Below are 11759 nucleotides of genomic sequence, written 5' to 3' on the forward strand. Positions count from 1 at the left end.
CGCCCGTCGGCGTCGCTGGCGTCAAGCCCCCCCCCGGGGGGGGGGGGGGCGGGGCGCCCGGCGCCGCCATCACCGTGATACGAGGAAACGGACATGAGCGCGATCGAAGGTGAACTGGGCATTCTCGCCCGTCGGCGCATCGAAGCCGAGATCATCAAACCCATCTATGAAATCCTGGTGCGCGACTATGGCAAGCAGCAGGCCCAGGCAGTGATCGGCGAAGCCGTTTCCGGCGCCGCCATTGCCGCCGGCCGCCAGTTCGCCGCGCGCGAACCCCAGGGGCCGAGCCTGGAAGGCTTCGTCGCCCTGCAGGAGTTGTGGGAAAAGGACGATGCGCTGAAGGTGGAAGTGATCGCCAGCGACGCCACCCGCTACGACTACGATGTGCACCGCTGCCGCTACGCCGAGATGTACCAGGAAATGGGCCTGGGCGAGATCGGCCACCTGCTGTCGTGCAACCGCGATGAAGTGTTCATTGTCGGCTACGACCCAAGCGTCAGCCTGGAGCGCACCACCACCATCATGGGTGGCGCGGCACGTTGCGACTTCCGCTACCGCCTGAAGGAGCAGAAGCCATGAGTGCACCGATACGGGTGGACGGCGACCGCCTCTGGCAGTCCCTGATGGAGATGGCGAAAATCGGCGCCACCCCGGCTGGTGGCGTGACACGCCTGGCACTGACCGAACTCGACCGCCAGGGGCGCGACCTGTTCGTGCGCTGGGCCGAAGAAGCCGGGTGCACCGTGCGGGTTGATGCAATGGGCAACATCTTCGCCCGCCGCGCCGGCGTGCAGGACCATCTGGCGCCAGTGGTCACCGGCTCCCATGGCGACTCCCAGCCGGCCGGGGGCAAGTTCGATGGCATTTATGGCGTGCTGGCAGGCATCGAGGTCCTGCGCTCGCTGAATGACCTGGGCATCCGCACCCAGCGCCCGATCGAGGTCATCAACTGGACCAATGAGGAAGGCTCGCGCTTCGCCCCGGCCATGATCGCCTCCGGCGTGTTCGCCGGCATCTACGACCTCGAGTACGGGCTGTCGCGCACCGACGCCGAAGGCGTCACCCTCGGCCAGGCATTGCAGGCCATCGGCTACGCCGGCAGCCACCCGGTCGGTGGCCAGGCAATCCATGCCGCGTTCGAGCTGCACATCGAGCAAGGCCCGATTCTCGAAGCCGCCGGTATCGACATCGGTGTGGTCACCGGCGCCCAAGGCCAGCGTTGGTTCGAAATCGAATTGCGCGGGCGCAGCGCACACGCAGGCACCACGCCCATGGATCATCGTCTGGATGCCGGGCTCGGCATGGCCCGGGTCATGGAGTTGGTGCACGGTATTGGCCTGGCACAAGGCGAACATGGCCGCGCCACGGTGGGCTGGGCCAACCTCTACCCCAACTCGCGCAACGTGGTGCCGGGCCGGGCCGTGTTCAGCGTCGAGTTCCGCCACCCGAATGAAACCACCCTTGAGGCGATGGAGGCACAACTGCGCAGCCAGGTGCAGGCCATTGCGCACGCGTTGGGCTTGGGTCAGGAAGTCAGGCGGATCTTCCAGTACGCCCCTATCGACTTCGATGCCGACTGCATTGCCAAGGTCGATGCAGCGGCCGAAGCCTTCGGCTACTCGCGCAAAACCATGATTTCCGGGGCTGGCCATGACGCCTGCTACCTCAGCACGGTTGCCCCGACCGCGATGATCTTCGTGCCGTGCGTGGAGGGCTTAAGCCACAACGAGGCAGAACACATTCACCCGCACTGGTCTGAAGCAGGCGCCAACGTCCTGCTCAGCGCCATGCTGCAAAAAGCCAATGAAGATACCGTTTGAGAGGGAGCGTTCAAGCGGGCAGATGCCCGACGTAGCCCTTGATGCACTGCTGATTGCGGTTCGAACAGGTAAGCCGAAGCGACAGATCAGGCGTCCTTGAATCCTGTACTGGCGCTGACGGGTTCCCAACATATCATTTCTTGTTCGACCGCCCTCATCCTGGCACGCGCACGCTCCACCGCATCGGCGCCCAGCAACAGGTGCAGCGGAGGCGGTTCGGCTGCCACGGCTTTCAGGATCGCTTGCGCCGCAAGCGCCGGGTCGCCTTGCTGGAGGTGGTTCAAGCGGTACAGAGCATCCAGTGCCGCCCCCACGGTTGACGCGTAAGCGGCATCCTGCGTATCCACCTGCCGCGGTTCCGTGTCGAGAAAGTCGGTACGAAACTGGCCAGGCGCAACGGCAGTGACTTTGATACCAAAGGGTTCAACCTCGCGAGCCAGGGTGGCCGTAATGCCCTCGAGGGCAAATTTGGTGGCGGCGTAAAGCCCCGCCCCTACGCCTGGTGCGCGCCCGGCGATCGAGGTGATGTTGATGATGTGCCCGCCTTTTTGCTTGCGCAAGTAAGGCAATGCCGTGCGAATGATCCGAATCGGCGCGAAGACGTTAACCTGAAACAGCTTGTGCAAGTCTTCATCGGTCGAGCTTTCGAGCGGCCCAAGCACTCCATAACCTGCGTTATTGACCAACACATCGATCCTGCCAAACGCCTCGAATGCCTGGTGGACTGCTGCGCTGACGCCTTCATCATCATTCATGTCGACCTTGAGCACGCGCAAGCGACCCTCGGGGGACTGCAGGTCTGGCGCTTCGCTGCGCACGGTTCCGATCACCTTGTCGCCATTTGCCAGGGCCGCTTTGGCGAGCGCCAAGCCAAAGCCACGCGAAACACCTGTAATGAACCAGCACTTCATGATTTGCCTCCTCGGGCATATTGTTGGAACTGCGGAGCAACATTCATGAAGTCGCTCCATGTGGCAGTCAGAATGATTTCAGCGCCGCGCGGCAGCAGACACCGCACCCAGGCGCATCTCGAAGTGGCCAGCCAGCTGAACGACAGCCACGCCCGCGAGAATCAACAGCATTGCGACCCAGGCAGTGACGGCTGTGGGTTCGCCCGACGCCACGCCAATCAACAGTGCCACCACCGGTGGGATGTAGGTCACCACCGAGGCCGCCACCGCGCCTTCACTTTCCACCAGGCGGTAGAACGCGATGTAGGCAACGCCGGTGCTGAGTACGCCGAGCCCAAGCACGATACCCACCATCGCCGCCGGCCTGGCCGCAAGGTTGGCAATCCCTGTCATGGGCGTGATCGCGGCCAAGGTGAGCAAGGTCAAGCCCAGCTGGTAGGTGGTCAACGCCACGGCCGGTATTTTCAGCGGCGAGATGAAGCGCTTCGTGTAGACGAACGAGGCCCCGAAGCACAGCGCCCCGAACAACATGAACGCCACCCCTTCAGGGTCCACTGCTTGCGCGCCAGACCACGGGGCGGCTATCAGCAGCATCCCGCAAAAGCCCATCAGGGTACCCAGGCCCTTGAGCAACCCCAGCCGCTCCTCACGCAAGAACAGCCAGGCGCACAGGAAGGCGAACAGCGGGATTGCACCATTGAGCAACCCGGCAACACCTGACGGTAGCAGTGCCGTCCCTGCGGTAATGGCAAAAAAGTAGACACTGCCTGCCAGGATGGACATCGCGGCAAAGTGGTGAAGGTGACGCATGTGCCGCCACCGCAGCACGCCGGTGAGCATGCCGTAGGCCGCAATAGGCAGAAAACCGAACAGCACACGAATGAAGGTGGTCTGCAGCGGCGTGATCAGTTGCGTCGACCATTGGAGAAAGGTGTAGGTACAGCCCCAGATGATACCTAGCCCCAAGCAGGTCAGTGCCGTGGTTCTTTTCATTGCTAACGCTACCTGTGAAAACGCTGAGCAAGGCCCGTCGTTGCAGCTGGACCGTTCGTGAAGATCGAATCAACCTATAACCGCCGCCCCGGCCCTGGCGATCTGGGTGTCCTGGTGCGATGCAACACCGGAAACGCCAATTGCGCCCAGGCATTGGCCCTCGTATCGCAGCGGCAAGCCGCCCTCCAGGCAGGTAAGGCCTTGCACGCTCAGCAGGCTCAGGCGCCCCTCCTGGACCATCGCTTCGAAGGCCATGGAGTCGCGCTTGCCGATGGCCGCGGTTCTGGCCTTTCCCTGGGCAAGCTCTGCACTGAGCAGGCTGGCTCCATCCATGCGCGCGAACGCCAACAGGCCGCCGCCTTCGTCCACCACGGCGATCGATACCGCCCAACCTTGGGCACTTGCGTGATCTATCGCTTGTTGCAAAATGACGCTGACAACGTCCAGATCCAATGCGTAACGGGTTTGCATGTCCATTGCTCCTTGAAAAAAGCAGGGGCGGTTCACGCCCCCGAAAGCCCACATAACAACTTGTGTTCAGAGGTCAATGACAATGTCCGATAGCGGCTTGCTACAGCACATCAGCCGCATGCCCTTGTCGATTTCCCTCTGCCGAATACCGCCGCCATGCTGCATGTCCACGCGGCCTTCGAGCAGCTGCGCCTTACAGGTGCCACAGATACCCTGGCTGCACGACGACGCAATCGCCACGCCCGAACGCTTGGCCGCGCCGAGCACGGTTTCCCCCTGGCGCGCGCTGAACACCGCACCGGACTTGCTGAAACGCACGCTAAATGCAGCCAGCTCAGCACCGGCCATTGGCGGCGGCGCTGCCGCGTTGCCTGCATCCAGCGGCGCCACCCCTCCAAGGCTGAAGCTTTCGCAGTGGTACCGGGACATGTCGAACCCCTGCCCCATCAGCATGTCGCGCACCGCCTGCATGTAGGGCCCAGGCCCGCAGACGAACACTTCACGGGCCCGCCAGTCCGCGACCTGGGCCTGCAGTACAGCGAGGTCGAGCCGCCCAACCGGCCCATCCCATGCAGGCTCGTCCCCAACACCTTCGACGATGTTGAGCACCTTGAGCTGCGGATGCCGACGCGCCAGCCGCTGGAGTTCCTCGCGAAAAATGATGTCGCCTGGCGTGCGAGCGCTATGCATGAACACCACATCACGATCCAGGTCCAGATCGGCAGCTGCCCGTACCATCGACATCAACGGCGTTACCCCGGAGCCTGCGGAAAAGAACAGGTAGCGCTGCGCAGCAACGCCACTTGCCGTAAAGGCCCCGGATGGGCCGTAGGCCGATATCGCATCGCCCGGGCGCAGGTTGTCGTGCAGCCAATTGGACACAGGCCCGTTGGCCACACGCTTGACCGTGATACTCAAGGTGAAGGGCCGGGTTGGCGAGGACGACACGGTGTAGCATCGCGACTGCCGCGCTGCCCCCATGTCGACGTCGAGGGTGATGAACTGCCCAGGCTCGAAGCAGAACAATTCGCCGCTAGCCGCGCTGAAGGTAAACGTGCGCACATCGTGGGTTTCCTGCACGGTGCCGATGCAGGTCAGCATGCGCCTTTCCGAGCTTGGCCAGAATGTGCCCACACGTGCCCAGGTGGCCGGGTCTGATACTTTGTCGAACATCATCATTGCAAACCTCCGCAGGCTCGGGCCCGCCGGTGACACCGCCAATCAACGAACCCCATGCGCCGCGAGCCTGGCCGAGTACCAGCTGGCGAAGCGTTCCAGGAATACTTCGGTGTACCTGGAATAAGGCCCGGGCACGTAACCGGGGTCCTGCGTGCCGCAATGGTTGATCGCGACGAAGCGGGCATCGGCCGCATTGGTGGCCTTCCACACTTCGGTCAGTTGCTCGAGGTCGTAGTCGACGCCCTCCACCGCATCTGCGCGAACCAGCCACTTGCTGCGCACCAGGGTGGTATCCGGTGTCAGGGGAATGCAGTAGGTAACTACCGCGTGGTCGCTCATCACATGGGTCCAGGAGTGATGCGTCCACAGATGGCTGCTGCCCAGGTCCCGACGTGTCCCGCCGCCGAGCAACTTCTGGCAGGCAACATGGGTGGTCATGGTCTGGGACTCACCTGCACCGATGATGACCTGGCGTTGGGCGCGAAACATGGTGGGCTTGTCGTCGGCCATTTCATCGACCACATGGTGGATAATGCCGTCGGCGTCCCAACTGGCACGCTGGCGTTCGCTCAAGGCCTCGAACGCATCGACGTGCTCGCGCTCTTGCTGGGTCATTTCTTCAGTGCAGTAGCCCAAGTCTGCCGAGGAAAGGCTGACCAGCAGCTCCGGATGCCCACCGGCACAGTGGTAGCACTCGCGGTTGTTCTCGATCACCAGCTTCCAGTTGCCCGCTTCGATGATGTCGCTCTCGTAGGCGATCTTGGTATTGCGCAGGTCGTACGGCGACCACCTGGCGGTCATTTCCGCTTCCAGCCTGGCGATGTCCGTGGGCGGGTTGTCGGACAGGCAGACGAACAGTACACCGGCAATGTCGCGCACATGCACCGGCATCAGGCTGCGGCAGTTGCGATCGAAGTCGGCCCCCATGTGCCCGGCGTGCTTGAGGGCGCCGTCCAGGTCATAGGTCCATTGATGGTAGGGACAGACCAGCATGCCCACGGTCGACTTGCCCGGATCCTTGAGCCGCGATCCACGGTGGCGGCAGACATTGCGAAACGCCCTGATCAGGCCATCGTCATCGTGCACCAGCAACACCGACGCGCGGCCGATGTCCACGGCATAGACATCGCCGGGCTCGGGCACATCGGCCGCGACGCCGACCATGATCCAGTGTTTTTGAAAGATGACCTCGATGTCATTGTCCAGCACATCCTGACGACCATATAAGTCGCTCGGCATGCTGAAACCGGGTTGACGCTCGTGCAGAAGATCCTTGTGCGATTTCGGAAACACGGTTGCCATGCTTGCGCTCCACTTGTCTTGTTGTTTTTCAAGTTCTGGAAACACCACAACACACGCTGACTATTCGCCTCACCGCCTTACTTGCTCATGACGGCCCACTTGTCGATCAACTTGGTATTCTGCCCCCACCATTTATCCACGGCCTGCTGCATGCTCATGCCATCGTTGACCGACATATTGATTGCGGTGATTTCATCGATGGGCACATACAAGCTGGCCATGGCTTCACGTGCCCGCGGATTGGCAACAGAGAAACCTTTCTTGGCGATCCAGTAATAGGTTTGTGGCGGCGGAAATACGCCCTTGGGGTCTTCCAGGTAGCGAACCTTGAACTTCATGTCCATCCATGACGGCTGCCACAACAGGGTGACGATGGGCGCTTTACGCTCGATGGCCGACTGCAACTGGGCGGTCATGGCCGCAGTGCTGCCATCCACCAGGGTGTACTGCAGCCCATACTGCTTGATGACCTCGGCTGTGTCGCGCATCACACCAGAGCCCGGTTCGATGCCTATGATCTTGGCGTCGACCTGATCCTTGATACCGTTGAGTTCCTCGATGGACTTGATCGGCATGTAATCAGGCACCACGATGCCCTGGCGCAAGCCATGGGATACAACCGAGACTTTTTCGAGCCGTGGATAATATTTCTGCCAATAGTCGGCAGCGATATAGTTGATGTGCGACACCATCAAGTCCACATCCCCTCGCCCCAGTGCAGCAAATGCAATACCCCAGTCAGGAAAAGTGGTCATTTCAACGGTGTAGCCTTGTTTCTCCAAAAAGCGTTTGGCGATATCCGACAAAGGAACGGTATCTTCCCACGGCAATGTGCCGATTTTGATAGTCGTTTTCTCTGCCGCCTGAACAATACTTGCGAACAGACACATCAAGGCAATAGCCAGCACGCTCAACAGCTTATGCATACGTAACCCCTTCACTGAAATGGTGAGTCACAACACGTTGAGTTTCGGTCGTTGCTCCAATACGACGTGCACGTCCCGACCCGTTGCGGGTCGAGGCACTTCCGTGTGCAGAGCTGCCCCTTGGGGGCAGCCCTGATGCTCTAGGTAGCTTTATGCAATGCGCTGGCCGACTGCTGGCGGACCGGCTCATGTTGAGGTGTCAGCGCCGACGCCTTGCACAGCTCGATACCCCGGGTTTCGGGTGCCATCAGCCAAGACACCACAAGGCCAACGAAGGTGATGCCAGCGGCGAAATACAGGGTGTGGCCAATGCCGATCGACTGGATCGACAGGGGTACCAGGTAAGTGCCCACCACCGCACCGATGCGCGACACCGAGGTACCCAACCCTACGGCCACGGCGCGGATTTCGGTCGGAAAAATCTCATTCGGGTAGATGAACTGCAGCACCTGCGCACCACCAATGAAAAAGGCGTAGGCGGCAAACAGCGCCACGGTCAACCACGACGACTGCTCGGAAAAACTGCCCAGCAGCAACAGCGCAAGCCCAGACCACAGCAGGCTGTTGATCAACAGGCTTCTGCGGCCCATGGCATTGACCAGCCAGGTGGCGACGAAACAACCCACTACGAACATCAGGGTAATGATCATCGACCCGTAGGCAGACCATTGCGCGTCGAGGTGCAGCGCGTCCAGCACCTTGGGCGCGAAGGCGTAGACGGCAAACACGGGGATCACCGAACATGTCCAGAACGTGGTGACGAAAAACATCCGTCGGCCATAGCCTGCATGCAGCAAACTGCGTACCGACAGCTTCGCAGGCTTGGGATGTTCGGGAAGGTTCTTCAGCCCGAAGCCCCGGCCATAGATCTGCTTGATGATTCGCTCAGCCTGAACCGTACGGCCTTTGCTGATCAGCCAGCGCGGCGACTCAGGCGTCCCCTTGCGGATCAGCAGCAGCAAACCGCTCACCAGCGCAGTGCTGGCCAGCGCATAGCGCCATCCTTCAGCCCCGCCCGCCTCGATCAAGGCCTGGCCGCACATGTAAGCAGCCGCCGCCCCTGCAAAGAAATAGATACTCAGGCCGGCAAGGCGTGGCCCACGGGCTTTTTTGGGCAAGAACTCGACAAGAAAAGCAGTGGCCACCGGATACTCGAAGCCTATGCCGATGCCGATCAGCAGCCTGAGGATGAACAAGCCAAGCCCGGAGTCGACCCACAACTGCAACACCGAACACAGGGTGAACAGAATCGGGCCGACAAAATACATGGCACGCCGGCCAAAACGGTCAGTGAGCGTGCCGCCAACGAAACCGCCCAGAAAGATACCCACAAGCGCAGAGACCGCAATCAGGCTTTCCCATAAGCTGCTGATGTTCATTGCAGGAACGAGGAACGGCATGGCGATGCCGATAATACTCAGCACGTAGCCATCGACGAAGGAGCCGCCACTGGAACGCAACGCGAGCAACCGATGAAACCGGTTGAATGGCACGTCTTCCAGAGAAACAGGGTTGGACATGGTACACCTTTTATTATGGATATCAGTGATTGACCAGGCAGTCCGGGTACAGCATTACGACGTGTAACAAGGGCCAACAGGTATTGTTATTCTCGAGTCGTTATTCTCGAGTCTGCGGAATCATCAGCGTCCCCACGGCCAAATACGCGTGAGCTGTCATCGGGACCGACCGCGCGGTCGAAGCCGCGCCGCCAGGCTCTTCGTCAACTTCCTGGCCGAGTGTACGCAGTTCAACCCAGGCACTGTGCAGGCCTGCCCTGACTGCATTCAGCGCCTGGCTGCACAGTACGGCACAAGCGGGAACGGTAGGTCGCATCATCATCTTCATCAGGCACGCTCATTTGTTGTTATTGGAGTAAGGCCACGTGTCGAAATCACGGCCATGTGACCGCACAGGTAATCAGTAAATCAACCTCCCCGGTGTAGCGTCTGGAAGATCATTTCGATCTGGCCCTCCATCATCGAAACCCCCGGGTGGGTCTGGCAACCCTGGCGCTTCGCTGCTTGCAACAGCGGCGTCAGCGCAGGCTCCATGATGATTTCTGCAACAACCTGGCCAGCCTCCAGCCGGGTGACGTCACAAGGCAGCTCATCACCTTCGCGCATGCCCAGCGAAGTGGCATTGACGACCAGGTCATGTTCGCTCGGGTTATCCGTCCCTACCCCTGTAACCAGGCCGGGGAAGGCTTCGGCCAGCCGCTCCAGCAACTGGCGTGCTTTGGCCGGCGTGCGGTTGTACACCGTCAGGCTGCGCACGCCCGCCTGCGCCAACGCGAAGGCGATCGCACACGCCGCGCCCCCTGCTCCTGCCAGGTACACCGACAGCCCGGCAGGCTCGATATCGCCCAGCCTGAGCCCGGCGACAAAGCCCTGGCCGTCGAGGTTATGCCCATGCAGGCGCCCATCGGCGCTGCGAGTGACGACATTGGCTGCCCCAACCTGGCGCACCGCATCGGAAACCGTATCGCAATACTCCACCACCGCCGACTTGTGCGGCACGGTAACCACGAAGCCACCGATGCTCTGAACGGCCCGCAGCCCTTCGACGACCCGCCCAAGGTCCACCGGCGCGACATGGAACGGCACCAGCACGCTGTCTTCGCCCCGTTCGCTGGCCAGCCGGTTCACGCCCTGCGGCGACTTCACCTGTGCGACGGGGTCGGCGAGGATGGCAAATACACGCGTGGTTCCACTGATTGCTGCACGGTCATCCATGGTGTTCTCCTTGTCGGCTTTTGATCAGGGCGTTCAGGCGACCGAGCGTTCGATACTGACGCTCATGCGCTCGTCACCCACATACCGTGGGTCGAATGCGGGGCGGGTGAAAATGCGCCGCACCATCGGCTCGAAGTGCTCGAGTGGGAATGTGGGATACTCTGGGTCGAACGAGGCCTGGTCCCAAGCCTCGCAAAAGTGCACACAGCTCTGGTAATACGGGTGGTCTTTGTAGATGTCCCGCTCGTTGGGGTCGCCGCCGAAGAAGTGCACGTAGTAGAAGTTCTGGAACAGCCCGTGGTAGTTGATCACCCAGGTGACTTCCGCACGCACGTAGGGGCGAATGATCGAGGCGGCATACTGCGAATGGTTGTAGGGCGCCAGCTCATCGCCCAGGTCATGAATCAGCGCCGCCACGATCATCTCTTCGTCGGCGCCGTCGTTTTCGGCGCGTGTGGCGGTTTGCAGCGAATGCTGCAGGCGGTCGATCTGGTAGCCGCTCAGCGAGTTCTCCAGACCACGCAGGCAGGCCAGGATACGGTCCGGCAACAGCGTGGCGAAGTCAGCCTCCAGCTGGTGGAGCATTTCATATTCTTCTTTAACGCCGTCTTTCATCTGGCGGAACGAAACGCTTTGCATCACACCCTCCATTGTTCTTATGGCAGCAGGCGCCCGCGCCCTTTTCAATCGCGGGCGAGCCCGGCAGGCTAATCAAGTGGTTCAATCAATCATCGTGTTACCCAGCGGTGGCGCGGTGCAGGCAGCGCCCGGCTGTCAGGCCATGTCAACGCTGTACTGGTATTCAAACGCTGTGATGTAGTGCCGGTACTGTTCGGCGTTGTCGCGCAGGGCGTCGTCGCCAATGTCGCCAATACCGCTGAGGAAATACCCGGGGCGGTAGTGCATGTCGATACGAAATGCCAACACCTCGAACGGGCTGGTCAGCTCTTCGAGCGTGCGCCCGTAGCGCCCTTGCGTCTGGTAATCCGACGCTTTCGACCAGGTCGAGACGGCGATGCTGAGCGTTTTGCCGGCCACCGCCTTGCCACTGCCGTAGGCCCAGCCATCGGCGAACACATCGTCGATCCACTGCTTGAGCAGCGCCGGGCAGTTGTACCACTGCATCGGGAACTGCAGGACGATGCGCTCATGCGCCTCGATCAGTTGCTGCTCGGCGGCGATGTCGATCCTGCCGTCCGGGTAACGCCCGTAAAGGTCGACCACCGTGACCCCCGGCTGCCCTTGCAGGGCCTTGTACCAGGCGGCATTGATGCGCGAGCTGGAAAGGTCCGGGTGTGCGACCACTACCAATGTCTTTGTCAAAACCTACCTCCCATAGAACAACACATAACTCTTTGATTTAGCAGGGACCTGTGGGAGCGGGTTTACCCGCGAATGCGATGCTGATTCTACCGCCGCATT

At 61.1% G+C, this 11759-nt stretch carries 12 protein-coding genes; 2 read left to right on the forward strand and 10 right to left on the reverse strand.

Annotation, left to right across the window (positions count from 1 at the left end; genetic code table 11):
- Positions 1-93: 93 nt before the first annotated feature.
- Together IAE39_RS27380 and IAE39_RS27385 are read left to right on the forward strand one after the other, a co-directional pair.
- Entirely contained in the window at positions 94-579 is a 486-nt protein-coding gene (locus tag IAE39_RS27380) for an L-2-amino-thiazoline-4-carboxylic acid hydrolase (protein WP_201207610.1), read from the forward strand.
- Positions 576-1820, forward strand: a complete 1245-nt coding sequence (locus IAE39_RS27385) for a Zn-dependent hydrolase (protein WP_201207611.1) — start codon at positions 576-578, stop codon at positions 1818-1820. The genes IAE39_RS27380 and IAE39_RS27385 overlap by 4 nt, the downstream gene beginning before the upstream one ends.
- An 86-nt stretch (positions 1821-1906) precedes the next feature.
- Here the strand turns inward: IAE39_RS27385 and IAE39_RS27390 are convergent, their stop codons facing one another.
- From IAE39_RS27390 to IAE39_RS27435, 10 genes are all read right to left on the reverse strand, one after another.
- Positions 1907-2731 (reverse strand): SDR family NAD(P)-dependent oxidoreductase, encoded by an 825-nt coding sequence (locus IAE39_RS27390; protein WP_201207612.1) that lies wholly within the window; start codon positions 2729-2731, stop codon positions 1907-1909.
- Positions 2732-2809: 78 nt separating this feature from the next.
- On the reverse strand, positions 2810-3724 hold the full coding sequence (locus IAE39_RS27395) for a DMT family transporter (RefSeq protein ID WP_201207613.1): 915 nt from the start codon (positions 3722-3724) through the stop codon (positions 2810-2812).
- 69 nt (positions 3725-3793) lie between these two features.
- Positions 3794-4195 (reverse strand): GlcG/HbpS family heme-binding protein, encoded by a 402-nt coding sequence (locus IAE39_RS27400; protein WP_201207614.1) that lies wholly within the window; start codon positions 4193-4195, stop codon positions 3794-3796.
- 66 nt (positions 4196-4261) lie between these two features.
- Positions 4262-5296, reverse strand: a complete 1035-nt coding sequence (locus IAE39_RS27405) for a 2Fe-2S iron-sulfur cluster-binding protein (RefSeq protein WP_236548849.1) — start codon at positions 5294-5296, stop codon at positions 4262-4264.
- A 120-nt stretch (positions 5297-5416) separates the two neighbouring features.
- On the reverse strand, positions 5417-6676 hold the full coding sequence (locus IAE39_RS27410; protein WP_236548850.1) for an aromatic ring-hydroxylating oxygenase subunit alpha: 1260 nt from the start codon (positions 6674-6676) through the stop codon (positions 5417-5419).
- A 77-nt stretch (positions 6677-6753) separates the two neighbouring features.
- Positions 6754-7602: a glycine betaine ABC transporter substrate-binding protein gene (locus tag IAE39_RS27415; RefSeq protein ID WP_201207616.1), complete on the reverse strand. Its 849-nt coding sequence runs from the start codon at positions 7600-7602 to the stop codon at positions 6754-6756.
- A 140-nt stretch (positions 7603-7742) separates the two neighbouring features.
- Positions 7743-9122, reverse strand: a complete 1380-nt coding sequence (locus tag IAE39_RS27420; protein ID WP_201207617.1) for an MFS transporter — start codon at positions 9120-9122, stop codon at positions 7743-7745.
- 408 nt (positions 9123-9530) lie between these two features.
- A complete protein-coding gene (locus IAE39_RS27425; RefSeq protein WP_201207618.1) occupies positions 9531-10337 on the reverse strand; it encodes a shikimate dehydrogenase family protein in 807 nt (268 codons plus the stop codon).
- A 33-nt stretch (positions 10338-10370) separates the two neighbouring features.
- On the reverse strand, positions 10371-10976 hold the full coding sequence (locus tag IAE39_RS27430; RefSeq protein WP_236548851.1) for an HD domain-containing protein: 606 nt from the start codon (positions 10974-10976) through the stop codon (positions 10371-10373).
- A 135-nt stretch (positions 10977-11111) separates the two neighbouring features.
- Positions 11112-11660 (reverse strand): NAD(P)H-dependent oxidoreductase, encoded by a 549-nt coding sequence (locus tag IAE39_RS27435; RefSeq protein ID WP_201207620.1) that lies wholly within the window; start codon positions 11658-11660, stop codon positions 11112-11114.
- Positions 11661-11759: the final 99 nt, after the last annotated feature.

Source organism: Pseudomonas sp. S37, from assembly GCF_016658545.1.
Lineage (GTDB): Bacteria > Pseudomonadota > Gammaproteobacteria > Pseudomonadales > Pseudomonadaceae > Aquipseudomonas.